25 protein-coding genes are annotated in these 25,894 nt (G+C 68.4%); 24 read left to right on the top strand and 1 reads right to left on the bottom strand.

Annotation, left to right across the window (positions count from 1 at the left end):
• Positions 1-102: 102 nt before the first annotated feature.
• The 5 genes from thrC to ACQP2T_RS48845 all read left to right on the top strand — a co-directional run bounded on the left by thrC (position 103) and on the right by ACQP2T_RS48845 (position 7,285).
• Positions 103-1,161: a threonine synthase gene (gene thrC, locus ACQP2T_RS48865; RefSeq protein WP_358537157.1), complete on the top strand. Its 1,059-nt coding sequence runs from the start codon at positions 103-105 to the stop codon at positions 1,159-1,161.
• Between the two features lie 187 nt (positions 1,162-1,348).
• Positions 1,349-2,320, top strand: coding sequence for a homoserine kinase (locus tag ACQP2T_RS48860; RefSeq protein ID WP_433511634.1), 972 nt, complete (start codon positions 1,349-1,351; stop codon positions 2,318-2,320).
• Between the two features lie 456 nt (positions 2,321-2,776).
• Positions 2,777-4,837, top strand: a complete 2,061-nt coding sequence (gene rho / locus ACQP2T_RS48855; protein ID WP_433511633.1) for a transcription termination factor Rho — start codon at positions 2,777-2,779, stop codon at positions 4,835-4,837.
• A gap of 591 nt (positions 4,838-5,428) precedes the next feature.
• Positions 5,429-6,640: a sensor histidine kinase gene (locus ACQP2T_RS48850; RefSeq protein ID WP_433511632.1), complete on the top strand. Its 1,212-nt coding sequence runs from the start codon at positions 5,429-5,431 to the stop codon at positions 6,638-6,640.
• 9 nt (positions 6,641-6,649) lie between these two features.
• Positions 6,650-7,285 carry a response regulator transcription factor gene (locus tag ACQP2T_RS48845; RefSeq protein WP_358427004.1) on the top strand — a complete coding sequence of 212 codons (636 nt, stop codon included), beginning with the start codon at positions 6,650-6,652 and terminating at the stop codon, positions 7,283-7,285.
• A gap of 206 nt (positions 7,286-7,491) precedes the next feature.
• On the opposite strand, the gene ACQP2T_RS48840 is transcribed toward ACQP2T_RS48845, so the two are convergent.
• On the bottom strand, positions 7,492-8,529 hold the full coding sequence (locus tag ACQP2T_RS48840) for a hypothetical protein (protein WP_433511631.1): 1,038 nt from the start codon (positions 8,527-8,529) through the stop codon (positions 7,492-7,494).
• Positions 8,530-8,743: 214 nt separating this feature from the next.
• Here ACQP2T_RS48840 and rpmE point away from each other — a divergent pair, with 214 nt between their 5' ends.
• The 19 genes from rpmE to ACQP2T_RS48745 all read left to right on the top strand — a co-directional run bounded on the left by rpmE (position 8,744) and on the right by ACQP2T_RS48745 (position 25,894).
• Positions 8,744-8,962 carry a 50S ribosomal protein L31 gene (gene rpmE, locus ACQP2T_RS48835; RefSeq protein WP_225290356.1) on the top strand — a complete coding sequence of 73 codons (219 nt, stop codon included), beginning with the start codon at positions 8,744-8,746 and terminating at the stop codon, positions 8,960-8,962.
• 89 nt (positions 8,963-9,051) lie between these two features.
• Positions 9,052-10,104: a peptide chain release factor 1 gene (gene prfA / locus ACQP2T_RS48830; RefSeq protein WP_433511630.1), complete on the top strand. Its 1,053-nt coding sequence runs from the start codon at positions 9,052-9,054 to the stop codon at positions 10,102-10,104.
• Complete coding sequence (prmC, locus tag ACQP2T_RS48825; protein WP_357942650.1) at positions 10,101-10,955, top strand: peptide chain release factor N(5)-glutamine methyltransferase; 855 nt, start codon at positions 10,101-10,103, stop codon at positions 10,953-10,955. The genes prfA and prmC overlap by 4 nt, the downstream gene beginning before the upstream one ends.
• 117 nt (positions 10,956-11,072) lie before the next feature.
• Positions 11,073-11,720 carry an L-threonylcarbamoyladenylate synthase gene (locus ACQP2T_RS48820; RefSeq protein ID WP_433511629.1) on the top strand — a complete coding sequence of 216 codons (648 nt, stop codon included), beginning with the start codon at positions 11,073-11,075 and terminating at the stop codon, positions 11,718-11,720.
• 358 nt (positions 11,721-12,078) lie between these two features.
• The gene (locus tag ACQP2T_RS48815; protein ID WP_433511628.1) at positions 12,079-14,175 is read left to right on the top strand and encodes a hypothetical protein; all 2,097 of its coding nucleotides are present in this window, start codon (positions 12,079-12,081) and stop codon (positions 14,173-14,175) included.
• On the top strand, positions 14,175-14,552 hold the full coding sequence (locus ACQP2T_RS48810) for a hypothetical protein (RefSeq protein ID WP_357942654.1): 378 nt from the start codon (positions 14,175-14,177) through the stop codon (positions 14,550-14,552). Before ACQP2T_RS48815 ends, ACQP2T_RS48810 begins: the two co-directional genes overlap by 1 nt.
• 167 nt (positions 14,553-14,719) lie before the next feature.
• Positions 14,720-14,941, top strand: a complete 222-nt coding sequence (locus ACQP2T_RS48805; RefSeq protein ID WP_433511627.1) for a hypothetical protein — start codon at positions 14,720-14,722, stop codon at positions 14,939-14,941.
• Positions 14,938-15,282, top strand: coding sequence for an ArsR/SmtB family transcription factor (locus ACQP2T_RS48800; RefSeq protein ID WP_433511626.1), 345 nt, complete (start codon positions 14,938-14,940; stop codon positions 15,280-15,282). Before ACQP2T_RS48805 ends, ACQP2T_RS48800 begins: the two co-directional genes overlap by 4 nt.
• Positions 15,279-17,006 (top strand): SulP family inorganic anion transporter, encoded by a 1,728-nt coding sequence (locus ACQP2T_RS48795; protein ID WP_433511625.1) that lies wholly within the window; start codon positions 15,279-15,281, stop codon positions 17,004-17,006. Before ACQP2T_RS48800 ends, ACQP2T_RS48795 begins: the two co-directional genes overlap by 4 nt.
• 279 nt (positions 17,007-17,285) lie before the next feature.
• Positions 17,286-18,551, top strand: coding sequence for a serine hydroxymethyltransferase (gene glyA / locus ACQP2T_RS48790; RefSeq protein ID WP_433511624.1), 1,266 nt, complete (start codon positions 17,286-17,288; stop codon positions 18,549-18,551).
• Positions 18,552-18,621: 70 nt separating this feature from the next.
• Positions 18,622-19,911, top strand: a complete 1,290-nt coding sequence (locus ACQP2T_RS48785; protein ID WP_433511623.1) for a glycosyltransferase family 4 protein — start codon at positions 18,622-18,624, stop codon at positions 19,909-19,911.
• 131 nt (positions 19,912-20,042) lie between these two features.
• The gene (locus tag ACQP2T_RS48780; protein WP_433511622.1) at positions 20,043-20,465 is read left to right on the top strand and encodes a hypothetical protein; all 423 of its coding nucleotides are present in this window, start codon (positions 20,043-20,045) and stop codon (positions 20,463-20,465) included.
• Positions 20,466-20,530: 65 nt separating this feature from the next.
• On the top strand, positions 20,531-20,746 hold the full coding sequence (locus ACQP2T_RS48775) for an AtpZ/AtpI family protein (protein ID WP_214641702.1): 216 nt from the start codon (positions 20,531-20,533) through the stop codon (positions 20,744-20,746).
• A gap of 67 nt (positions 20,747-20,813) precedes the next feature.
• Positions 20,814-21,605, top strand: coding sequence for a F0F1 ATP synthase subunit A (gene atpB / locus ACQP2T_RS48770; RefSeq protein ID WP_433511621.1), 792 nt, complete (start codon positions 20,814-20,816; stop codon positions 21,603-21,605).
• Between the two features lie 74 nt (positions 21,606-21,679).
• Positions 21,680-21,910, top strand: a complete 231-nt coding sequence (atpE, locus tag ACQP2T_RS48765; RefSeq protein ID WP_225290366.1) for an ATP synthase F0 subunit C — start codon at positions 21,680-21,682, stop codon at positions 21,908-21,910.
• A 34-nt stretch (positions 21,911-21,944) separates the two neighbouring features.
• The gene (locus tag ACQP2T_RS48760) at positions 21,945-22,496 is read left to right on the top strand and encodes a F0F1 ATP synthase subunit B (protein ID WP_433511620.1); all 552 of its coding nucleotides are present in this window, start codon (positions 21,945-21,947) and stop codon (positions 22,494-22,496) included.
• The gene (locus ACQP2T_RS48755; protein WP_433511619.1) at positions 22,493-23,314 is read left to right on the top strand and encodes a F0F1 ATP synthase subunit delta; all 822 of its coding nucleotides are present in this window, start codon (positions 22,493-22,495) and stop codon (positions 23,312-23,314) included. The genes ACQP2T_RS48760 and ACQP2T_RS48755 overlap by 4 nt, the downstream gene beginning before the upstream one ends.
• A 24-nt stretch (positions 23,315-23,338) precedes the next feature.
• Entirely contained in the window at positions 23,339-24,988 is a 1,650-nt protein-coding gene (atpA, locus tag ACQP2T_RS48750; RefSeq protein ID WP_358427038.1) for a F0F1 ATP synthase subunit alpha, read from the top strand.
• 3 nt (positions 24,989-24,991) lie between these two features.
• The gene (locus tag ACQP2T_RS48745) at positions 24,992-25,894 is read left to right on the top strand and encodes a F0F1 ATP synthase subunit gamma (RefSeq protein WP_433511618.1); all 903 of its coding nucleotides are present in this window, start codon (positions 24,992-24,994) and stop codon (positions 25,892-25,894) included.

Raw genomic sequence — 25,894 nt, 5'->3', positions numbered from 1 at the left:
ATGGGTTGTTGCGGCTGAGGCTCGGCGGCCCGGGACTCGACTCCGTGAACACCGCCGGGACCCCGTACACTCGGTGCCCAAGACCGCAGGTAGGGAGTCAATATGAGCAGGTCGTGGCGTGGCCTCATCGAGGAGTACCGAGAGCGCCTTCCGGTCACCACGAAGACGCCCGTCATCACGCTGCTGGAGGGCGGCACGCCGCTGGTGCCCGCGCACCGCGTCTCCGCGCTGACCGGGTGTGACGTCTACCTCAAGGTAGAGGGCGCCAACCCGACGGGCAGTTTCAAGGACCGTGGCATGACGATGGCCATCAGCAAGGCCGTCGAAGAGGGAGCCAAGGCGGTCATCTGCGCCTCCACCGGCAACACCTCGGCCTCGGCCGCCGCCTACGCCGTACGCGCCGGGCTCACCTGCGCCGTGCTGGTGCCGCGAGGCAAGATCGCGATGGGCAAGCTGGCCCAGGCGCTCGTCCACGGGGCCACGCTGCTCCAGGTCGAGGGCTCCTTCGACGACTGCCTGGAGATGACCCGCAAGCTGTCGTCCAGCTATCCGATCGCGCTGGTCAACTCGGTCAACCCCTTCCGGCTGCAGGGCCAGAAGACGGCCGCCTTCGAGATCGTCGACACGCTCGGCGACGCGCCCGACATCCACTGCATCCCGGTGGGCAACGCGGGCAACATCTCGGCCTACTGGATGGGCTACCGCGAATACGCCGCCGACGGGATCGCCACCAAGGCGCCGCGTATGTTCGGCTTCCAGGCCAGCGGGGCGGCACCCATCGTCAACGGCGGGCCCGTCGCCCACCCGCACACGATCGCCACCGCCATCCGCATCGGCAACCCCGCCTCCTGGCAACTCGCCACGGCGGCGCGCGACGAGTCCGGTGGCGCCATCGAGTCGGTCACGGACCGGCAGATCGCGGCCGCGTACAAACTGCTGGCCCAGGAGGAGGGCGTCTTCGTCGAGCTCGCCTCGGCGGCCAGCGTCGCCGGCCTCCTTCAGGCGCACGCGCGCGGGCTCATCGAGCCCGGGCAGCGCATCGTCTGCACGGTCACGGGCAACGGCCTCAAGGACCCTGACTGGGCGATCGCCGGCGCGCCGGCTCCGGTCACCATCCCCATCGACGTCCACGCCGCCGCGGCCGCCCTCAACCTGGGCTAGGACCGCCGGGACTCGTACAGCGTGCGGGCGCATGCCGTGGCCCGCGCTCTGCTTGCCCTACGGATGCTTTTATACGGAAGCGTTGCCGTACGGAAGCGTTGCCGTACGGGAAGCTTTGCCGCACGGATGCTTTGCCGTACGGAAAACAGGCCCGTCCCCTGAAGGCGGCGGGAGAAGGATCAGGCGAATGAGCACCGTTGACATCCGTGTGCCTGCCACGTCGGCGAACCTGGGCCCCGGCTTCGACACCCTGGGCCTGGCCTTGGGGCTGTACGACGAGGTCCGGGCCACGCTGACCGGCGAGCGGGGCGTCCACGTCACCGTCGAAGGACAAGGCGAAGGCGAGCTCGACCTCGGTGAAGGACACCTGGTCGTCAAGGCCATGCGCAGGACGTTCGACCGCATGGGGGCCGCCCAGCCCGAGGGCATCCGGCTGCACTGTCTCAACCGCATCCCGCACGCCCGCGGCCTTGGCTCGTCCTCGGCCGCGATCTGCGCGGGCATTCTGGCCGCCCGGGCGCTGGCCCGGCCCGGCGAATCCACGAGTGGGGAAACCGGCGACGGGGGGCCGCGCGCGGCCGGATTCCCCGACGGATACGGCCTTTCAGACGACGAAGTGTTCGCCCTGGCCACCGAGATGGAAGGGCATCCCGACAATGTCGCGCCATGCCTGGCCGGAGGCTTGACGATTGCGTGGACCGACCACTCCGGATCACCGCGTATGGTGAAACTGCTCCCGGATGTGCGCATCCAGCCTGTCGTGTTCGTTCCGGCGACGCGTCTGGCCACGGAGACCGCACGGGGGTTGTTGCCGAAGGACGTGCCCCACAAGGACGCCTCTTTCAACGCCGGCAGGGCTGCGCTGCTGATCGCGGCGCTGACCCAGCGGCCGGAGCGCGGGCTGCTGCTCGCCGCCACCGAAGACCGACTTCACCAGAAATACCGTGCGCCTGCGATGCGGGCCAGCGCGGATCTGGTAGAACGTCTCCGTGCAGTGGGCGTGCCTGCGGTCGTTTCGGGAGCAGGTCCCACAGTTCTTGCGTTTTCGACATCGGATTCGCAGGATTTGATCGCGCCAGAAGTGGGTAATGACTGGCACATCCAGCTTATGGACGTCGACCCGGTTGGTGCGAACGTTCAGTTCCCCGAGACACGCTGATGCCTCTTTAGACCTTCAGGGAATAGCCGTGTGCGCTGGTGATGTTAGGCTGATAGCCGCACCAGATGCCCCCTTGGTGGGTGCGTGCTTGTCAGCCACACATCGCTGCATAATGCTGCACGTCGCGAGGCGTGTGCAGCGCGGCTGTCTCCCCGGAATCCGTTGCCTCCGGTTGGCCCACACCCGGTTGGCCCAACGTGAGGCGGCGACGACGGGGGTCTGCGCGTTCGAATCACCTCGACATCTGGCTGGCGACAGCAATCTGAGGGGTGTCATCCACGCGTCACTGTCCTGTGGCCGCTTGGACGTGCCTCTCCCCAAGAGTGGCGGTCGTCCCCAGCGGCGGCCGAAGATCGCAACGTGCACCCCGACCCGGTCTGTCCCGCCGGATCGCAAGCACCTCCGGGACGCCCGGCAGAACAAAACCGGCGCCCGACCCCTGGGAAGGACCTTTAGTTGAGCGACACCACCGAACTCCTCTCCGACGCACCAGGCTCACCTGCGCAGCCCGCGTCCGGCGACACCCCCACCCGCGCCGCGGCCAAGCCCCGTGCGCGTCGCTCCGGCACCGGCCTGTCCGCCAAGGTGCTGCCCGAGCTGCAGAAAATGGCCGCTGAGCTGGGCATCAGCGGCACCGGGCGCATGCGGAAGAGCCAGCTCATCGCGGCCATCCAGGAGAAGCAGGGTGGCGGCACCGGAGAAGGCGCGCCCGCTGCCGTAGCCGAGGCCCCGGCCGCCGCCGACGCGGCGCCCGCCGCGGAGCGGCCCACCAGGGCACGCCGGGAACGTTCCCGCCCCAAGACCGTTGAAGAGCCCGTCGCGCAGGCTCCCGAGCCGGTGGCCGCGGCCCCCGAGCCCGTGGCCGCCGCCGCCCCGGCAGAGCCGGTCGTGGAGCAGGCACAGCCCGCCGACACCCAGCTCGACCCGCGTGGCGACCGTGGTGAGAGCCGCCGTGAGCGGCGCACCAGAGGCGAGCGCCGTGAGCGTGGTGACCGTGGCGGCAACGACCGCGGTGAGGGCGGCCGCGATGTTCGTGACGGTCGCGACAGCCGTGATGTTCGCGACAGCCGCGATGGCCGAGACGGTCGTGACAACCGTGACAGCGGTCGTGATGGTGGCCGTGACGGCGGTCGCGTGGACCAGCGTGAGCGCGTCGCCGACGGCGGCCGTGGCGGTGACCCGCGTGGCGGCAACGACCAGCGCGGTGACCAGCGCGGCGACTCCCGCAACGATCAGCGGGGCGACTCGCGCAACGATCCGCGCGGTGGCGGCGACGACGACGACCGTGGCGGTCGTGGCCGACGGGGCCGGTTCAGGGAGCGCAACCGCGGCCGTGGCCGTGACCGCTTCGAGAGCAACGAGCCCGTGATCGGCGACGACGACGTACTCATCCCGATCGCCGGCATCCTCGACATCCTCGACAACTACGCGTTCGTCAGGACGAGCGGCTACCTGCCCGGCAGCAACGACGTCTACGTCTCGCTCGCCCAGATCCGCCGCAACGGCCTGCGCAAGGGCGACGTCATCACCGGCGCCGTCCGGCAGCCGCGCGACGGCGAACGCCGCGAGAAGTTCAACGCTCTGGTCCGCCTCGACACCGTCAACGGCATGGACCCGGAGCAGGCCCGCAACCGGCCCGACTTCAACAAGCTCACGCCGCTCTACCCGCAGGACCGCCTGCGCCTCGAGACCGAGCCGAACATCCTCACCACGCGGATCATCGACCTCGTCTCGCCGATCGGCAAGGGCCAGCGCGGCCTCATCGTCTCGCCGCCCAAGGCCGGTAAGACGATGGTCCTCCAGGCGATCGCCAACGCGATCACCCGCAACAACACCGAGTGCCACCTGATGGTCGTGCTGGTGGACGAGCGGCCTGAAGAGGTCACCGACATGCAGCGGTCGGTCAAGGGCGAGGTCATCCACTCGACCTTCGACCGTCCCGCCGAGGACCACACCACGGTCGCCGAGCTCGCCATCGAGCGGGCCAAGCGCCTGGTGGAGCTGGGCCACGACGTGGTCGTGCTGCTCGACTCGATCACCCGCCTCGGGCGCGCCTACAACCTCGCGGCTCCCGCGAGCGGGCGCATCCTGTCGGGTGGTGTCGACTCGACCGCGCTCTACCCGCCCAAGCGCTTCTTCGGTGCCGCCCGCAACATCGAGAACGGCGGCTCGCTGACGATCCTCGCCACGGCCCTGGTCGAGACCGGGTCCAAGATGGACGAGGTCATCTTCGAGGAGTTCAAGGGCACCGGCAACATGGAGCTCAAGCTCAGCCGCTCCCTGGCCGACAAGCGCATCTTCCCCGCGGTGGACGTCGACGCGTCCAGCACCCGTAAGGAAGAGATCCTCATGGCCAAGGACGAGCTCCAGATCGTCTGGAAGCTGCGCCGGGTGCTCCACGCGCTCGACATGCAGCAGGCGCTGGAGCTGCTCCTGGAGAAGATGAAGGAGACCAAGTCCAACGCCGAGTTCCTCCTGCAGGTCCAGAAGACCACGGTGAGCAACGACCGCGACTGACGCTGGTGAAAGGGGGCGGCAGAGTTCTTCTCTGCCGCCCCCTTTTCTCTTTGTACGGCCTTCTCTCTCTGGTACGGCATGTATCACGGGCCCCACAAGGGGTCTGGGGCCTCCAGGGACACGGCCGCTGCTTCTACAAGGGGCGGCCTGCCACGATGGGCTGTCTTCGTCCGCTCGGCCGGAGGGGGAGTCCCTTCGTAGGTGTTGCGGCGACGATGGGTCGTCTTCGTTCCCTCCCCCGGAGGGGGTTTCGCTCGTTAAGGACCCCAGCCACAACGGACCGTCTTCTTCGTCCTCCCGGAGGGGGGTTATCCCTGCAAAGGACCTCAGCCACTCACGGACCGTCACAGGGCTCGAGGCGGTCATATGACGGACCACCCGGGGAGCCATCGCAAGGGGCACAGCCGCTGACCCCCCCGGGGGTGGGGCTGTGGCGAGGCAGTGAGACCGGCCACTGGGGATAACCCCACCTGAGGACGGAAGTCCGCCACATTCTCAGCGGCCCGTCGGCCGGGCACCCTTGATGGCATGGTTGCTGTGCCGTTGAGGGAGCGCGTGCCGTTGGGGCCCCGGGGGCCCATTGGCGTTGTGGTGGATCCGGCCACGTGGCGGGCCGTGCCCTACATGCTGGTCAGTCTGGCCTTCGGGGTCGGCTGGTTCGCCCTGCTGGCCATAGCGGTGCCGTTCTCCATCATGCTGGTGATCTTCTGGGTGGGCATCCCGCTGGTGCTGCTGACCACGTTCGCGTGTCGCGGAGCGGCGATGCTGGAGCGCCGGGTCCTGCGGGCCGCACTGGGCGTACGGATCGCCGATCCCTACCGCGCCCGTCCCGAGCGGGGGATCGGCGCTCATGTGGGGTGGTTGTACAAGGATCCGGCCACCTGGAAGGACCTCGGCTATCTGTTACTGCTGTTCCCGCTGAGCCTGGTGGAGTTCGTGGTGTCCGCTCTGTCATGGGTGGGGACCCTCACACTGATCACCGCGCCCTTCTGGCACGCGCAGGGTGAGGTGCTGCGGTTCAACGATGCCCTGGCCCTCGACAGCTGGCCGGGGGCGGTGCTCGGCACGATCCTGGGCTTCTGCATGCTGGCCGTGACCGCCTATGCCGTACGCGGGATGGCCTGGCTGCACGGCACGCTGGCCGTGGTGCTGCTCAGCGGGAGCGAGGAGGAGCGGCTGCGGGCCAGCAGGGCCAGGGGCATCGACGCGGCCGAGGCGGAGCGCCGCAGGATCGAACGCGACCTGCACGACGGCGCCCAGCAGCGGCTGCTGTCCGTCGCGGTGGACCTCGGGCGGGCGCAGGCCAAGCTCGACCACGCCCCCGAAGAGGCCAGGCTGCTGATCGCCCAGGCGCACAGTGGCACGAAGGCCGCGATCGCCGAGCTACGCGACCTGGCCAGGGGCATCCACCCGGCCATCCTGAGCGACCGGGGGCTCGACGCGGCGCTGTCCGGGCTGGCAGCGCGGGCGCCGGTGCACGTGGACGTGGCGGTCGAGCTCGGCACGGCCGACGAGCGGCCGCCCCCGGCCGTGGAGAGCATCGCCTACTTCATCGTGGCCGAGGCCCTGGCCAACATGGCCAAACATTCGGCCGCCACGGAGGCGTCCGTGCGGGTGACCAAGGAAAACCGGCAGGTGATCGTCGACGTGTGGGACAACGGCATCGGCGGCGCCCTGGTCAGCGCGGGCGGCGGCCTGTCAGGGTTAGCCGACCGGGCGGCCACCATAGACGGGGTGCTCATCCTGCACAGCCCCGTCGGCGGTCCCACCCTCGTGCGCGCGGAGTTGCCCTGTGAGTGGTAGGCATTGCACATGCGCGTGGTCATCGCCGAGGATTCCGTACTGCTCCGCGAGGGGCTGGCCCGGCTGCTCGCCGACGGAGGCATCGAGACCGTCGCGGCGGTCTCCGATGGGCCGTCCCTGATCACCGCGGTCAAGGAGCATGCGCCCGACCTGGCGATCGTCGACGTCCGGATGCCGCCGAGTCACACCGACGAGGGCCTGCGCGCCGCGCTGAAGGTGCGGGCGGCCAGGCCGGACTTCCCGATCCTGGTGCTGTCGCAATACGTCGAGGAACGCTACGCGGGCGAGCTCATCGGCCCGGCCGTCGGTTACCTGCTGAAGGAGCGGGTGGCCGACGTGGCCGAGTTCCTGGAGGCCGTACGGCAGGTGGCGGCGGGCGGCACGGTCATCGACCCCGAGGTGGTGATGCAGCTCCTCAGCAGGCAGCGGCGTGGCGCCCCGCTCGACACGCTCTCCCGGCGCGAGCGCGAGGTGCTGGCGCTGATGGCCGAGGGCCGCTCCAACACGGCCATCGCCGCCCGGCTGGTCGTCACCGAAGGGGCCGTGGAGAAGCACATCTCCGGGATCTTCGCCAAGCTGGCCCTCGGGCCGGCGCCCGAGGACCATCGGCGAGTGCTCGCCGTACTCACCTATCTGGGCCGTTGACCGACTGACGCCCACGAGAGTCTGGGCCGTTGACCAACTGACTCACACACAATCCGTGGGACGTCGACTATCCGACGTCCTACGGATTGTGTGTGGGGGGCGAGCAACTGACTTCCCACGGATTTTGTGGGGCGGCGACTACCTGACGTCCCACGGATGTGCGGGACGCCGACTATCTGGCGTCCCACGGATGTCCGGGACGCCGACTACCTGACGTCCACGAACTCCTGCGGCGACAGCGCGCTGCGGGTCCTGCTAGTGCCGGGCGCCTTGACGCGGAAGTAGCCGTCCGTCTTCATGGTGAAGGACTTGGCGTACTTGCCGGTCGAGTTCGTCTGCACGAAGCGCAGGAGCTTGTACGTCTTGGTGCCCTTGGTCTTGAAGTAGACCTCCAGCTTCTTCTTCGCATACCCCTTGGAGCCGCGATAGACCTTGCCGGAGACCGTGGCGGAGGCACCCTTCCGTACCTTGGCCGGGGCCTTGATCGTGATCCTGACCTTGGTCTTCTTCGAGGCGCCGCCCGCCGGGGCGACGACGGTGAAGGAGCTGACGCCCTTGAGCGTCTGGCCGCCGCGGTTGGCGTACACCTCCAGCGTCCAGTCGCCGGGCGGCGTGTCGTCGCTGAAGAACGTGCTGCCCCGGTAATAGTCGTCGGAGCCGCGCTCCAGGTCGCCCAGGTCGTAGGACTCGTTGGACTCCTCGCTGATGAGCTTCGCGGAGACCGAATCCGCATCGGTCACCGAAGCCTTCACCGAGACCTTGACGTCCTTGCCCTTGACCAGGCGCACCGGGTTGGGCGTGACGCCCCCGCTGGTGATGCCCTGCTTGCCGGAGACATTGAGGACGAAGGCGTTGTTTCCGGTGCCCGAAGCGCGCGGGACACTGACGTTCAGCTTCCAGTCGCCGGCAGGGTCGTCCTTGCCGATGCCGAACCTGCCGGTGATCGTCGTCTCCGTGGCCTTGCTCGCCGAAGACGGTCGGAAGTCGAAGTCCACGTCCCGTCCCGACTTGCCGGGCGGAGTGATGCTTCCGGTGACGGCCGCCGTGACGGTCGCCGGGTCCTTCAGCCTGAGAGTGACGCTGACTTCGATGTCCCGGTCGACCGGGATGAACGCGTCTGACGTAGCCGCCCCGTTGAAGTCGCTTCCAGCACTGGCCGCCTGCGCGGCCGGGAGGTTCACGCATCCGAGGAGAAGCGCGGCCCCCGTAGCGGTCGCGAGTAGCGACCGCAGCCCCTTCTTCATCTGATCGCAGTCCTTATGGGATGAAAGTAATGGTTTGTGCGCGGGAGCCTAATGTGACGACAGTGAGTCCGCTATAAGGTTCCGGGAATGCCCAGTGGCCTGGGACGGTTACAGCATCTGGCACACTGGTAGCTGACCCGCAGCGGTTCCGGCTCCCGCCCGCGCTCGATCGCGACTTCTGGCGACCCGGCGACCGCACCTCGAAAGGACAGCAATGAAGCCCGACATCCACCCCGCCTACAACGTGACCCAGGTCTCCTGCACCTGTGGCAACACGTTCACCACCCGCAGCACCGCCAAGAACGGCGTCATCCACGCCGACGTGTGCTCGGCCTGCCACCCGTTCTACACGGGCAAGCAGAAGATCCTCGACACCGGCGGCCGGGTCGCGCGCTTCGAGAAGCGCTTCGGCAAGAAGTCCTCGGGCAACTAGCTTCACCGACGCCGACCCGGACGCACTCACGTGCGCCGGGTCGGCGTTCTTGGTGAAGAGACCGTTACACCCCAGACGAAGGACACACGGTGAATCTCGACGAGTTGCTCAAGGAGTATTCCGAGCTGGAGCTGCAGCTCGCCGATCCCGCCGTGCACGCCGACCAGAACAAGGCCCGCACCCTCGGCAGGCGTTACCGGCAGCTGACCCCGATCGTGGGCACCTACCGGGAGCTGGCGTCGGCCCGCGACGACCTGGCCGCGGCCAAGGAGCTGGCGGGCGAGGACGAGGGCTTCGCCGCGGAGGCGGCCGAGATCGAGGAGCGCATCCCGCGCCTCGAGGAGCGGCTCAGGCACCTGCTCATCCCGCGTGACCCCAACGATGACAAAGACATCATCATGGAGATCAAGGCGGGCGAGGGCGGCGAGGAGTCCGCGCTGTTCGCCGGCGACCTGCTCCGGATGTATCTGCGTTACGCGGAGCGGCTCGGCTGGAAGACCGAGATCATCGACACCCAGCACTCCGACCTGGGCGGCTACAAGGACGTCACGGTCGCGATCAAGGCCAAGGGCGACGAGGGCGTGTGGTCCAGGCTGAAGTTCGAGGGCGGCGTACACCGTGTGCAGCGGGTGCCCGTCACCGAGTCGCAGGGCCGCATCCACACCAGCGCAGCGGGCGTGCTCATCTACCCCGAGGCCGAGGACGTCGAGATCCAGATCGACCCCAACGAGCTGCGCATCGACGTCTACCGCTCCAGCGGCCCCGGCGGCCAGAGCGTCAACACCACCGACTCGGCGGTCCGGATCACCCACCTGCCCACGGGCACCGTGGTCTCCTGCCAGAACGAGAAGAGCCAGCTCCAGAACAAGGAGTCGGCGCTGCGCATCCTGCGCGCCCGGCTGCTGGCCATCGCCCAAGAGCAGGCCGAGGCCGCCGCGCAGGCCGAACGCAAGTCGCAGGTGCGGACGGTCGACCGTTCCGAGCGGGTTCGCACGTACAACTTCCCGGAAAACCGCATCTCCGACCACCGAGTCGGCTTCAAGGCGTATAACCTCGACCAAGTTCTCGACGGCGAGCTCACCGCCGTCACCCAGGCCCTCATCGACGCCGAAATGGCGGAGAAGCTCGCACAACACTCATGACATTTCTGCTGGACGAAATCGCCCTCGCCACCGCACGGCTGGCCGAGGCAGGTGTGCCCTCACCGCGTACGGACGCGGAGGAGATCGCGGCCTTCGTCCACGCCGTGCGCAGGAGCGAGCTGCACACGGTCAAGGACGCCGACTTCGACGCGCTCTTCTGGGAGGGCGTCGCCAGGCGCGAGGCTCGCGAGCCGCTGCAGCACATCACCGGCCACGCCTATTTCCGCTACCTGGAGCTCGCGGTCGGGCCCGGCGTGTTCGTACCCCGGCCCGAGACCGAGGTCATGGCGGGCTGGGCCATCGAGACGCTGCGCGCGATGGACGTCGCCGCGCCCCTGGTCGTCGACCTCGGCACCGGCTCGGGCGCGATCGCGCTGTCGATCGCCCAGGAGGTCGCGCTCTCCGAGGTGCACGCGGTCGAGGTCGACCCCGGCGCGTACGGCTGGGCCAAGCGCAACATCTCCGAACACGGCCAGGGCCGCACCCACCTGCATCCGGACGACCTGGCCGAAGCCCTGCCCGAGCTCAACGGCAAGGTCGACCTGGTCATCTCCAACCCGCCCTACATCCCTCCTGGCGCGATTCCGCGTGACCCCGAGGTGCGCGACTACGATCCCTCGCGGGCCCTCTACGGCACCGGGGACGACGGTCTGGGCGAGGTGCGCGCCGTTGAACGTACCGCGCGCCGCCTGCTGCGGCCCGGTGGCTGGGTCTCCGTCGAACACGCCGACGAGCAGGGCAGGGCCGTCTACCTGACCTTCCCTGAGGACAACGGCTGGCGGGACGTACGACTGCGGCAGGATCTGACCCGCAGGGACCGCTTCGTCACGGCCAGACTTGGCCAGGACTAGGATGCACGCGAGCGGCGCGGCCTCCTCCTGACGGCGAGAGGTCGCGAAGTGACCGAATGAGGAGGGGGGAGCCTCGAGAGCGCCGCTCCCCGCCGAGCGGAGCGAGGCGATAAGACCGTGGGAAGACGCTTTGACTGCACGGACATGGAGCAGCGGGCCGAGGGCCTGGCGGAGGCGGCCTCCGCCGTACGCCGTGGCGAGCTGGTAGTGCTGCCGACCGACACGGTCTACGGGATAGGCGCCGACGCCTTCACACCCGCGGCGATCACCGCCCTGCTCGAGGCGAAGGGCCGCGGCCGCGACATGCCGCCACCGGTCCTCGTCGGCACCGTCAGGGCGGCCAACGCCCTGGTCGACGACCTGGGACCGTACGGTCAGGACCTCATCGACGCCTTCTGGCCCGGCCCGCTCACGCTCGTCTGCAAGGCCAACCGGGCGCTGTCCTGGGACTTGGGCGAGACCAAGGGCACGGTCGCGCTGCGCATGCCGCTCCACCCGGTCGCGCTCGACCTGCTGAAGGAGACCGGCCCGATGGCCGTCTCCAGCGCCAACCGCTCGGGCGCTCCGGCGGCCATGACGGCGGCGGAGGCCGAGGAGCAGCTGGGTGAGTCGGTCGCGGTCTATCTGGACGGCGGCAAGACCACGGACAACACACCCTCCACGATCCTGGACCTGACCACGGCGGTGCCGCGGATGCTCAGGCGGGGGGCGATCCCGGTGGAGAAACTACGCGGCATCATCGGCTACGTCGCCACGGACGACTGACCACGCGGTCTGTCGGCCTAGCCGGTCTATATCTCCATCCGCGGGGTCCCTCGGCCGCCTGCCCTGTCCGGCTTGTCGGCCTGGTCCGCCCGCTCGGCACGTCCGTCCGGTCCATCGATCTGGCCTGTCGGTCTTGGTCTGTTCGTCCGCCCGGCTCGTCCGTATGCCCGTCCGCCTGGTTTGCCCGGCGGGCCTATTCGGTCTGTCCGGTCTGTCCGGTCTGCCCACCCGGTTCGTCCGGTCGGCGTGTACGGCTTGGAGGACCCCTGACGTATACCGTCTGATTATCCCGGCTGCGGCGATGCCAGCAGGCCCTTTACGGTGAAGTCCGGAGCGGCGAGACGTCCGGGAGTGACCCATGGGCAAGTTCGACGGCATGGATCCCAAGCTGGTCCGTGATCTGCTGGCCGAGGTCAAGCACGCGGTCACGCAGATGCGGTCGGTCGAGGGCCGTGTCGGGCAGGTCATGAGCGGGGCGGGTCTGGCCACCCAGACCACCCATCGCCCGGTCCAGGTGGCCGACGCCGCCGAGGTGATGGTCCGTGACGTGACGGCCCGGCTGGGGCTGCTGGAGAAGAAGGCCGATCACCCACGGGTGGGGGATCAGGCCAAGGAGGCCGCGCCGACGGTGGGCAGCGACGCCAAGGACGGCGACGAGCCCAAGAAGGACCGAGGCGATGAGCGGTCCAAGTACGAGAACCCGCGAGCGGACGACGGCACCTCTGCCGACAAGCCGGACGCCAAAACCGGCGAGGACAAGCCCGACACGAAGACGGGCGACAAGCCGGATGCCAAGGCGGATGACAAGCCTGACGCGAAGAGGGATGACAAGCCGGACGCGAAGACCGACGACAAGCCCGACGCCAAGGCGGACGATAAGCCGGACGCGAAGACCGACGACAAGCCGGATGCCAAGACGGGCGAGGACAAGCCGGACGCGAAGACCGAGGACAAACCCGACGCGAAGACGGATGACAAGCCGGACGCGAAGACGGGCGAAGACAAGCCTGATGCCAAGGCTTGCGAGGACGACAAACCGGATGCCAAGACCGGTGAGGACAAGCCGGACACCAGGACGGGTGACGACAAACCGGACGTCGACAACATCACGCCCGACACCGGTGACGATCCCAAGGACGACGACATCGCCAGTAGGCGAGATCGCGGCGCCGACTCCGACAGTGGGATCATCGACACCCCGGCCAAGGACCATCCCGACGACTCCGACCCGCACAAACCGCGGGTCATCGTGGTCGACGGTGTCAAGGTGCTCCAGGTGCCCATTGATCCGCCTACGGCCGAAGAGCTGCGGGCGCTGCTCGACGACATCGAGAAGGTGCAGCCCGCCGAGATGCCCTCGGTCTCCGGCGACGCGTCCACGCACGGCGCGGACGTCAACGCCTGGGCCAACGACGGCAGCGACGTGGTGTCCATCGATGCCAAGCCGTTGGACCCCGGCACGGTGTCGACGGTGGTGGACCACGTGCGCGACATCCAGCCGGCCGAGATGCCGAGAGTGGAGGTCCCGGCGGGCGAGTACGGCACGGGCGAGTGGGCACCCAGGCACATCAGCCCCGACGGCCAGCCGGGGACGATCGACCCCGGCAGCACCGCCTCATCCACGGGCCACCACACCCCATCAACTGGGGATATAGCCTCCGCAACCAGCACGCCGTCCATGGACGGCATATCGGGCTCGACGGCGGACACGGCTGCCACGGCCCAGACAGCCGACTCCACCCCAACGGCCCCGACCACCGACTCCACCGCGACGGCGGACACGCCCACGGCCACGACCGACACCGGTGAGTGCCAGGGAACGGACACGGGAACGCGCTCGACCGGCGACGGGTCGGTGGTCACACCGACGGATCCTCCGGGTCAGCAGGTGCCGGACCATAGGGCTGGTGATGTGACGCCGATCAACCCGCCGGGTCAGCAGGTTCCGGATCACAGGGCTGGTGATGTGACGCCGACCACCCCGCCAGGCCAGCAGGTGCCCGACAACAGAGCAGGTGACACGACACCGACCAATCCCTCGGGGCAGCGGGCCACGGATGTCTCGATGCCCACTGTCGGCGAGCCGGTCGTGGTGCCGCCCACCGAGCCGTCGGCGGACCAGGGTGGCTCCACCTCACCGCCTGCCACCGACAGCGCGACGCCCCCGCCCGCCGACACCTCCACCGGTGAGACCACCGCTACGACCGTCTACGCGGCGCAAGGGGCAGATGCCGGGAAGTGGGCCGGCGACGTCGTCTCCATCGACGTGAAGCCGCTGGACACCGACGCGCTCAGGACCCTGGTCGAACACGCCCGTGACGTTCAGCCCATGGACATGCCGAGCGTGCAGGTGCCGCAGGGCGAGTACGGCAAGGGCGTGTGGGCGCTCAGAGACATTCAGCCTGATGGGCCGCCCGGCACGGTCGGGCCGGGAACCCACGAGAGGAGCGTGTGATGTACCTGGACCCGCCCGCCCCTCAACCCCGCCAGCCGGGCGAGAACCCACCCGTGAACGGCAACGGCAACCCCCTGGAAGCCCACCCAAGGGCCTGGGAGTTCAATCCCGAGTACCAACGCCTGGTCACCGCCTGGCAGACCGTCCTACCCCTGCTAGAGGGCCTCACAACGGCCCTTGACAAGGCGTACCAGCTTGCCAAGAGCCCGCAGACGTGGGATGCCCCTGTAGGCACCCGCTACGTCGAGGACATCGGCGCGTGGCGCTCCAGGCTCGCTCTCTACCGCCAGGCCGTGCTGACCTCGATCAGCGAGGAGGCCGCCGACACGCCTCGCTGGGTGCCCAGCGCGATCGGCGCCCCCCACGCGTTCTCCTGACCGTCCCGACCGGCCGTCCCGACCGGCCGCTCGGCTGGGCCGCTGGGACCGTCGCTTGCACCGAGAGATCAACGAGTTTCAGAAGAGCCCGCCAGCATCGCGGAATTGCGAAGATGCGCAATTTACTACATCCTGCATGGCGAGAGTTTCCTGATACGGGAGGTCTAGTGAGCCAGTCGTTCATCGCCACGGTGCGGGAGCGGGCCGACCGCGCGCGTGAGGCATTGGAGGCCGCTCGCCGTGCCGGCGACGCCGATACGGTGCTGCTGGCCGAGGCGGACTGGGAGGACATGCAGCGCTTCGCCCGCCGCCACGGCGTCTCGATCGACTCGCCCGCCGAGATACCCGGCGAGCGGGATGCCGGACACGTCGAGGGACCGATCTCGTGAACTCGGTGCCGCTGTACGAGGCCAAGGCCGAGCTGTTTCGGCTGCTGGGCCATCCGGTGCGGATCCGGGTGCTGGAACTGCTGCAGGACGGGCCACAGCCGGTGCGCGACCTGCTGGCCGCCATTGAGGTGGAGGCCAGCGGGTTGTCGCAGCACTTAGCCGTGCTGCGGCGCTCGGGCATGGTCAGCGCGCACCGCGACGGCTCCACCGTGGTCTACAGCTTGTCCGGCGGGGACGTGGCCAACCTGCTGCGCGCCGCCCGTCAGCTGCTCACCCACAAGCTGACCGGCCAGCACGAGTTGCTCGATGAACTGTTGAAGGCGGAGGAGAGCACCTCGTGAACCCCAGGATCTCCTCGGGCTGGGCCCGGGTGCGCGCGGTGCTGCCCGAACGCCGCGAGCTGGCCGCCATCGGCCGCCATCCCCGGCGTGACCTACTGGCCGGGCTGACGGTGGCGATCGTGGCATTGCCGCTGGCGCTGGGCTTCGGCATCTCCTCGGGAATGGGCGCGGCGGCGGGGCTGGCCACCGCGGTGATCGCCGGCGCCCTGGCCGCCGTCTTCGGCGGCTCCGCCCTGCAGGTGTCCGGGCCGACCGGGGCGATGACCGTGGTGCTGGTCCCGATCGTGCACACCTACGGCGCGAGCGGCGTGCTGACGGTCGGGATGCTGGCCGGGCTGATGCTGATCGCCTTGGCGTTGGCGCGGGCGGGCCGCTACATGGCCCTGGTGCCCGCCCCGGTGGTGGAGGGCTTCACCATCGGTATCGCCTGTGTCATCGGCCTGCAGCAGATCCCCTCCGCGCTTGGCGTGCCCACGCCAGAGGGTGAGAAGGTGCTGTTGGTGGCCTGGCACGCGGTGCAAGCCTTCTGGGCCGAGCCGTCGTGGGGGGCGCCGGTGACCACCCTGGCCGTGGCCGCCCTCATGCTCGCCGGTGCCCGCCGGCGGCCCACGGTGCCGTTCTCCCTGATCGCGGTGGCCACGGCCACGGTGGTCGCGGAGCTGACGCACGCTCCGCTGATGCGGATCGGCGCGCTGCCCGCCGGGCTGCCCGCGCCATCGCTGGCCTTCCTCGACCCGGCGGCGCTCGGCTCGCTGCTGGCCCCTGCGGTCGCGGTGGCCGCGCTGGCCGCACTGGAATCGCTGCTCTCGGCGGCGGTGGCCGACGGCATGAGCGTCAGCCACAGGCACGATCCGGACCGCGAGCTTTTCGGTCAGGGCCTGGCCAACCTACTCACCCCACTGTTCGGCGGGGTCCCGGCTACCGGCGCCATCGCCCGTACCGCAGTCAACGTACGCTCCGGCGCCACTTCCCGTCTGGCCGCGCTCGCCCACGCCGCCATCCTCGCAGTGATCGTCTACTCGGCGGCCGATCTGGTCACACTCATCCCGCTGGCTGCGCTGGCCGGGGTGCTGCTGGCCACCGCGGTGCGGATGGTCGAGGTCGGTTCGGTCAAGGCAATGGCGCGCGCCACCCGCGGAGACGCGGTCGTGCTCGGCCTGACCGCGCTGGCCACGCTGATCCTTGATCTGGTCCAGGCAGTCATCCTCGGGCTGATCGTGGCCGGGGCACTCGCGCTACGTGCTATTGCCCGCAACGTCCGCCTGGACGAGACACCCATCCGCCCTGACCTGCCCGGCGACCACACTGAGCAAGAGCATGCCCTGCTGGCCGAGCACATCGTCGCCTACCGGCTCGACGGGCCGCTGTTCTTCGCAGCCGCTCACCGCTTCCTGCTGGAACTGTCCGAAGTCGCGGCCGTTTCCGTGGTCATCCTGCGTATGTCGCGCGTCACTACCATCGACGCCAGCGGCGCGCTCATCCTGGGCGACGCCATCACCCGGCTAGAACGTCGCGGCATCTCCGTCTACGTCTCCGGCATCCGCAACGGTCATCACCAGGCCCTGCATACGCTGGGCGTCATCGCCCGACTCGATGCCGCCGGGCATGTGTTCGCCTCCACGCCCGAGGCGATCACCGCCGCCCGCGACCACCTGCACCATGATGGCGTGCTGGTCGCCGCCGTCTCCGCCGAGGAACCGGAAGTGGAATTCAAGACCATCTGAAGAATCGTCCCAGCAGGTGTCCCTAAGGGGTTCCCTCAGCGGACTTGTTCCCGCCACAGGCGCCACCCGTGCGCCGCCCTGGCCCTGTCGACCCGTACAGCATGGTCACACTCGCGCGCCCAACACCGTCCGGGGCGCGCCAGTGCAACTCACGTTCGCTGTCCAGGAACGGTTATCTCCTTCGGGGGTGCACGTTGGGCGCCGCATTGGCCGGCTGCCTGGCTGCCGGACCCGCTGTGGGGCATGGGAAAAACGGACAAAAGGCCGTACAGTGGGAGAATGGGTGTAGTGCCCTACTACGGTCCCGACTTCGGACGGCTCCAGCGGCAGGACCCCGAGCTGGCTCAGGTGCTGCTCGACGAGCTGGAACGGGTCCGCGGCGGTCTGCAGCTGATCGCGAGTGAGAATCTCGCTTCCCCGGCGGTCCTCGCCGCCCTCGGATCCACCCTCACCAACAAGTACGCCGAAGGCTACCCGGGCCGTCGTTACTACGGCGGTTGCGAGGTCGTCGACCGGGCGGAGCGGCTGGCGATCGAGCGGGCGTTGAGGCTGTTCGGGGCCGACCACGCCAACGTGCAGCCCCACTCGGGGGCCTCCGCCAATCTCGCGGCGTATGCGGCCCTGCTGCAGCCCGGCGACACCATGCTGGCCATGGATCTGCTGCACGGTGGGCATCTCACCCATGGCTCGAAGGTGAACTTCTCGGGAAGATGGTTCGACGTCGTGTCATACGGGGTGCGACGGGACACCGAACTCATCGACTACGACGAAGTGCGGGACCTCGCGCTGCGGCACCAGCCGAAGGTGATCGTCTGTGGCGCCACCTCCTACGCCCGGCTGATCGACTTCGCCGTCTTCCGTGGCATCGCGGACGAGGTGGGCGCCTGGCTGCTCGCCGACGTGGCGCATCCGATCGGGCTGATGGCCGGCGGCGCCATCCCGTCCGCCGTGCCGTACGCGGACGTGGTCACCTACACCACGCACAAGGCGCTGCGCGGACCGCGCGGGGGCGGCATCCTCTGTACGGCGGAGCTCGCCGCGCGGATCGACCGGGCGGTGTACCCGTTTATCCAGAGCGGTCCCCTCATGCACGCCGTGGCGGCCAAGGCGGTGGCGTTCGGTGAGGCGCTGCGGCCCGAGTTCGGCGAGTACGCCAAGCAGGTGGTCGCCAACGCCCAGGCCCTGTGCGACTCCCTGGCGGCCGAGGGGATGCGGCCCGTGTCAGGCGGTACGGAGACGCATCTGATGCTCATCGACCTGCGCGAACTGGGCGTGTCGGGCGCCGAGGCCGAGCGGCGGTGCGCCGCGGCGGGGATCACGCTCAACCGGAACGTGATCCCGTACGATCCGGAGTCTCCGGCCGTGACCTCCGGGATACGTGTCGGCACGCCGTGTCTCACCACTCAGGGGATGGGGCCCCAGGAGTTGAAGGAAGTGGGGGCCCTGCTCGTGCAGGCCGTGCGCCATCCGGGCACTGCGGCCGAGGTCAGGGGCCGGGTTGCGGCCCTGGCGGCGACCTTCCAGCCATATGACAGCCAATATTAAGAGCCAAAATTAAGCTGGTGTGTGTCGATTTCCGGTCACAGCCGGTCGGAGCATCCAGGAAACTAGGTCCGTGCGCGAATACCTGTTCATGGCGCTCATTGCGGCAGCGGTGACGTATCTGCTCGTCCCCCTGGTGCGCCGTTTCGCCATCCGCATCGGCGCCATGCCCGAGGTCCGCGAACGCGACGTGCACACCACGCCGACGCCGAGACTGGGCGGTCTGGCCATGTACGGCGGGCTGGTCGTCGGGCTGCTGGTGGCCAGCGAGCTGACCAACACCGGCAAGGTGCTGAGCGAGGCCGAGGGCAAGCCGGTGATGGCGTTGATCATCTCGGGCGGTCTCATCACGTTGACGGGGTTCCTCGACGACTGGTGGGGCATGGACGCCTTCATCAAGCTGGCCGGCCAGATCGCGGCCGCCGGCGTGCTCGTCTGGTTCGGCCTGCGGCTCACCTACATCCCGCTGCCCAAGGACTGGGGCGGCTCCACCAGCCTCGACTACACGCTGAGCACCGTCATCACGATCATGGTCGTGGTGGTGGCGATCAACGCGGTCAACTTCGTCGACGGGCTCGACGGCCTGGCGGCGGGCATCGTCTGCATCGCGGGCATGGCCACCTGGGCCTACTCGATCTTCCTCAAACAGAGCATCAGCGGTGACCGCATCGCCACCACGGCGGCCATCGCCGCCATCCTCATCGGCTGCTGCCTGGGATTCCTGCCGCACAACTTCCACCCCGCGAAGATCTTCATGGGCGACACCGGCGCGATGCTCATCGGGCTGGTCCTCGCCTCCTCGATCGTCACCGTCACGCCGGTCGACCCGTCGATCATCGAGGGCATGAACAAGGTGCCGGTGCTGCTGCCGCTGCTCGTGCCCGCCGCGGTGCTGGTGCTCCCGCTCATCGACCTGGTCACCGCCGTCGTGCGGCGCACTTCGCACGGCATGTCGCCGTTCGCGCCCGACCGCGGTCACCTGCACCATCGCCTGCTCGACATCGGCCACTCCCACCGCCGCACCGTGCTGATCATGTACGCGTGGACGTTCCTGTTCGCGTTCGGCATCGTCGCGCTGTCCACGATCGGCGTGCCCGTCCTGCTGTTCCCGGTGGTCATCCTGCTCGCGCTCGGCGTGCTGGTCCTGATGGCCGCGCCGCGCTGGCGGGGCAGGGGCGGCCTCCACTCCCGCGGCAGGTCCGACGACGACGGCCCGCCCACCGGCCCGATGCCGCCGATCCTGCCGGAAGCCGAGGTCAGGCGGCAGGCCCCGCCTCCCGTCGGCCCGCCGCCCGGCCCGTCGCAGGAGCGCGCGAACGCCGCGGCGAAACCGGTCATTCCTGCCGTTCCAGGCCGTTCATGATCGCGAACTAGAAACGGCAGGTAAAAGCGGTCTTCAGTGAGCTTGTGATATCTTTCACGAGCAGGGGCCCCCAATGCACCGGCTTTGGGGGTAGCAAACGCTCGCTTGATAACATGCTTACTGGAGCACCGATGCAGGCCAACGACGTGCGCGTACTCAAGAGTGCCGCGATCCCGACCCTCGCGGTTGGGGTGGTCGCCGTGGTCGTGGCCCTGCTCCTGTCGGGAGCGAAGGGAGCGCTGGGCGCGGCCATCGGCGCGGCGCTCGTCGGCGTCTTCTTCAGTATCAGCGTGGTGGCCGTCTCCTACGCGGCCCGAGTGTCCCCGCAAATCATGGCCATCGTCGCGATGGTGAGCTATCTCATCAAAGTCATCGCCATCATGGCGATGCTGGCGACCTTCCGCGACACCACGGCCTGGAACACCAGGGCTTTCGCCTGGTCCGTCGTGGTGTGCACGCTCGTCTGGACGGCCTTCGAGGTCCGGGCGTTCATGAAGACAAAAATGCTTTATGTCGACCCCGAAGCCAAGGTCCCGGGGAACGGTGGCCCATGAGGCTGGTAAAGGGATGGGGTCCGATATGACTAGTCCTCTACTTGCCTGCTATCGTCGGCCCCGCGATGAGCGAACAGGAACGCCGACCGGAAGACGACGGTCAGGACTTCGCCAACGCCGCATGGTCGATCCCCAGCTACCTGCTCGCCGGGATGGCGATCTACGGCGGCGGCGGCTGGTTGCTGGACCGTTGGCTCGACACGTCCGCGTTCTTCCCTATAGGCGTCGTCCTGGGGATCGTGCTGTCCGTGTACCTGGTCTACCGCAAGTACGGTCGCTAGCCGCACGGCGCGACCACTTCGCTGAGGAAACCCTTGTGATCCGCTACGACGTTGAAGGGAACGCCGCGTGAGTGCGCTGACGGTCCTCGCCGACGATCAGTTCAAGGCGCCGTCGCCTGATGAACTGTTCACTTTCGCCCCCATCATTCCCGGGGTGGACTGGTTCACCAAGCCGGTTCTTCTCGCGCTCCTCAGCTCGATCATCGTGATCGGCTTCTGCTGGGCGGCCTTCGCCAACCCGAAGGTCGTGCCACGGGGCGTCCAGAATGCTGCCGAATACGGCTACATGTTCGTCCGCGACCAGGTCGCCCGGCCCTTCCTGGGCAAGGACGCCGACCGGTGGATGGGCCTGCTGCTGACGCTGTTCTTCCTGGTCTTCGTGTGGAACATCATGGGCGTCGTCCCGCTGCTCCAGTTCCCCGTGGCCTCGCACATCGCCTTCCCGGCCGTGCTCGCGATCTCGATCTACGTGCTGAAGGTCTACCTGGGCATCAAGCACCAGGGGGCGATCGGCTACTTCAAGAACATGATGTTCCCGCCGGGACTGCCCAAGCCGATCTACATCCTGCTGTCGCCGATCGAGTTCCTGTCGAACCTGATCATCGCGCCGTTCACGCACGCGGTCCGACTGTTCGCGAACATGTTCGCCGGCCACATGCTCCTCGCGTTCTTCAGCATGGTGGGCTTCTGGTTCCTGTTCGAGAAGCTGACCCCGCTGGGCGCCCCCGTCGGCGTCATCGGCGTGGTGATGACCATCATCTTCACCGGCTTCGAGATCTTCATCCAGTTCCTGCAGGCGTTCCTGTTCGCCATGCTGGCCTCGATGTACATCGGCAACGCACTTCACCCCGAGCACTGAGAACCATCCATACCGGAATATCCATGACCGGTGGAGACACCGCTTCACCGGCCGTCCAGTAAAGGAATACAGCAATGAGCGTTCTCGCTGAGGTCTCCGGCAACGTCACCGCCATCGGTTACGGTCTCGCCGCCATCGGCCCCGGCATCGGCGTCGGCATCATCTTCGGTCAGGGCGTGCAGGCCATCGCGCGTCAGCCCGAGGCCTACGGCCTGATCCGCCAGAACATGCTCCTCGGCTTCGTCCTCACCGAGGCCCTCGCCCTGCTCGGTCTGGTCGCGCCGTTCATCTTCCAGAACATCTGACGACCAGAAGAATCCCTGACGAAAGGCTGCATCCATGACTATGGCAGCTACGATCCTCGCCGCGGAGGAGGGCTCCAACCCTCTCATCCCGCACACATTCGAGCTCGTCGTCGGTATCTTCTCGTTCTTCGTTGTCCTCTTCGTAGTCGGTAAGCTGCTCGTCCCCCGCATCCAGAAGACGCTGGCCGAGCGGACCGAAGCTATCGAAGGCGGCATAAAGCGAGCGGAAGACGCTCAGGCCGAGGCCCTGAACCTGCAGAAGCAGTACCGCGAACAGCTGGCCGAGGCCAGGCAGGAAGCGGCTCGTCTCCGTGAGGAGGCTCGCGAGCAGGCCGCGGAGATCCGGGCGGAGCTCCGCGAGGAGGCGCAGGCCGAGGCCCGCCGTCTCGTCGAGGCGGCGCACGCCCAGATCGAGGCCGACCGGCAGGCGGCCTTCGCCCAGCTCCGTACCGAGATCGGCCGGCTGTCGACCGACCTGGCCGGCCGCATCGTCGGTGAGTCCCTGGAGGACGAGGCCCGGCAGAGCCGCGTCATCGACCGCTTCCTCGACGAGCTTGAGCGCTCGGACGCGCAGGCGGTGCGGTGAGCGACCAGATGAGGGGCCTCAGCAAGGACTCGCTCGCCGTGGTCGAGGAGCGGTTCAACGCTGTGGCGGGCTCGGCGGACCTGGGCCAGCTGGCCGAGGACCTCAACGCGATCGCGGACCTGCTGGACCGTGAGCACGGACTGCGCCGGGCCCTGTCGGACCCGGCCAGGCCCGGCGCTCAGAAGGCGCAGGTCATCCGGAATCTGCTCGATGGCAAGGTCACCGCGGCCGCGCTCGCCACGGCCGAGGCCGCGGTCGAGGTCAAGTGGTCGCGCGCCGGCGACCTGGCCGACGTGCTCGAACGGCTCGGCGTCGTCGCCGCGGCCGCGGAGGCCGAGGCGCAGGGCAAGCTGGACGATGTGGAGGACGAGCTCTTCCGCTTCGGCCGGATCGTCGCCGCCAACCCCGAGCTCCGCCTGGCCCTCACCGACGCGGCCGCTCCCGAGGAGGGCAAGCGGCAGCTGCTGCAGGACCTGCTCGGTGGCCGTGTCGCCGCCACCAGCCTGCGTCTGATCACGCAAGTGGTCGTGCATCCTCGTGGGCGTAGCCTGGAGGCAGGCCTGGAGGAGTTCAGCCGGCTGGTGGCGCAGCAGCGCCAGCGCCTCGTCGCGACGGTGCGCACCGCGGTCGAGCTGACCGGGGAGCAGAAGCAGCGCCTCACGGCGTGGCTGCGCACCTCTTACGGTCGCGACGTGCACGTCAACGTCGAAGTGGATCCCCGAGTGCTCGGTGGTTTCTCGGTCCGCATCGGCGACGAGATCATCGACACCACCATTGTGGGACGAATCGAAGAAGTCCGCCGCCGGTTGGCCGGCTAGGGCGATAGAGGAGACAGAGAAGAGATGGCGGAGCTTACGATCCGGCCGGACGAGATCCGGGACGCGCTTGAGCGCTTCGTCCAGGCGTACGAACCGGAAGGCGCCGCGCGCGAGGAGATCGGGACCGTCGTCGACTGTGGCGACGGCATCGCCCATGTCTCCGGCCTTCCCTCGGCGATGGCGAACGAGCTGCTCGAGTTCGAGGACGGCACGCGCGGCCTGGCACTCAACCTCGACACCCGCGAGATCGGTGTCGTGGTCCTGGGCGACTTCAGCAGCATCGAGGAGGGCCAGACGGTCCGCCGGACGGGCGAGGTCCTGTCCGTGCCCGTCGGCGATGGCTTCCTCGGCCGCGTGGTCGACCCCCTCGGCAACCCGCTCGACGGCAAGGGCGCCATCGAGTCCGAGGGCCTGCGCGCCCTCGAACTCCAGGCCCCGTCGGTCGTCCAGCGGCAGCCGGTGAAGCAGCCGCTGCAGACCGGCATCAAGGCGATCGACGCCATGACGCCGATCGGCCGTGGCCAGCGTCAGCTGATCATCGGTGACCGTGGCACCGGCAAGACCGCGATCGCCGTGGACACCATCATCAACCAGCGCGACAACTGGGCGTCCGGTGACCCGGACAAGCAGGTGCGCTGCGTCTACGTCGCGGTCGGCCAGAAGGGCTCGACGATCGCCCAGGTGCGGGCTCGCCTTGAGGAGGCGGGCGCGCTCGAGTACACCACGATCGTCGCCGCTCCGGCGTCCGACCCCGCGGGCTACAAGTACATTTCGCCCTACACCGGTTCCGCCATCGGGCAGCACTGGATGTACCAGGGCAAGCACGTTCTCATCGTCTTCGACGACCTGACCAAGCAGGCCGACGCCTACCGCGCGGTCTCGCTGCTGCTGCGCCGTCCGCCGGGCCGTGAGGCCTTCCCGGGCGACGTCTTCTACCTCCACTCCCGCCTGCTGGAGCGCTGCGCCAAGCTCTCCAACGACATGGGCGCGGGCTCGATGACCGGTCTGCCGATCATCGAGACGAAGGGCAACGACGTCTCGGCGTTCATCCCGACCAACGTCATCTCCATCACCGACGGGCAGTGCTTCCTGGAGACCGACTACTTCAACGCCGGTATCCGCCCCGCCATCAACGTCGGTATCTCGGTCTCGCGAGTCGGTGGCTCGGCGCAGATCAAGGCGATGCGGAAGGTCGCGGGCACGCTGCGTCTGTCGCTGTCGCAGTATCGCGACCTGGAGGCCTTCGCGGCCTTCGCGTCCGACCTCGACGCGGCGTCCAAGGCTCAGCTGGAGCGCGGTCAGCGCCTGACCGAGCTGCTCAAGCAGGCGCAATACTCGCCGTTCTCGGTCGAGCGCGAGGTCGTGTCGGTCTGGGCCGGCACCACCGGTGAGCTCGACGAGGTGCCGGTCGAGGACATCCGCCGCTTCGAGTCGGAGTTCCTGGACTACCTGCAGAGCAAGCACAAGGGTGTCTTCGACAGCATCCGTGAGACCAACGATCTGCTGGACGACACGGTGACCGTCCTCAAGGACGCCATCACGGAGTTCAAGAAGTCCTTCACCACCTTCTCCGGCGAGCTCCTGGTCAAGGACGAGCCGGTCGCCCCGCTCGAAGAGGGCGAGGTCGGCCAGGAGAAGATTCGCAAGGTCGTCCGCTCGGCGGAGAAGAAGTAGCCCATGGGTGCCCAGCTAAGGCTGCTGCGGCGGCGGATCAAGTCGGTCAAGTCGACCGCCAAGATCACCCGCGCTCAGGAGCTCATCGCCTCTTCGCGGATCGTGAAGGCGCAGCTGCGGATGCAGGCGGCGCTGCCGTACGAGCGTGAGATCACTCGCGCCGTCACCGGCGTCGTCAGCAACGCGGCGAGCGTCGATCATCCGCTGACCGTGGCGAAGGACAATCCCACCAAGGCGGGCGTGCTCGTCGTCACCAGCGACAGCGGGTTCTGCGGCGGCTTCAACGCCAACGTCCTGCGCGAGGCCGAGGCCCTGCGCGGACTGCTGAAGACCCGCGGCCTTGAGGTCATTCCGTTCGTCACCGGCCGTAAGGGTGTCACCTGGCACTCCTTCCGTAACCGGACGATGGGCGGGCAGTGGGTCGGCTTCTCCAGGAAGCCCGCCTACAGCGACGCCAAGGAGATCGCCGAGCTGCTGATCGAGTCGTTCAAGGACGAGAACGGGATCGACGAGATCCACATCGTCTCGACCGAGTTCGTCTCGATGCTCACGCAGAACGTCGTGGTCAAGCGCATCCTGCCGCTGGAGGTCGAGGAGACCGAGGCGAGCGAGAGCGACGCGATCCCGCCCTACTTCGAGTTCGAGCCCACCGCGGCCGACGTACTCGAGTCGCTGCTGCCGCGTTACGTGGAGTCCCGCATCTTCACGGCGCTGCTGGAATCGGCGGCTTCAGAGGAGGCCGCGCGTCGCCGCGCGATGAAGTCCGCCACGGACAACGCCAACGAGCTGATCCGCGTGTTCACCATGCAGATGAACCAGGCTCGTCAGGCGGAGATCACCCAGGAAATCAGCGAGATCGTCGGTGGCGCCAACGCGCTGGCTGACGCCGCAGCGGGGAAAGAGTGA

The sequence above is a fragment of the Nonomuraea sp. CA-143628 genome (assembly GCF_050942315.1).
Taxonomy (GTDB): Bacteria; Actinomycetota; Actinomycetes; order Streptosporangiales; family Streptosporangiaceae; genus Nonomuraea.
Note: the sequence above shows the minus strand (reverse complement) of the source record. Positions and strands in the feature narration are given on the sequence as shown.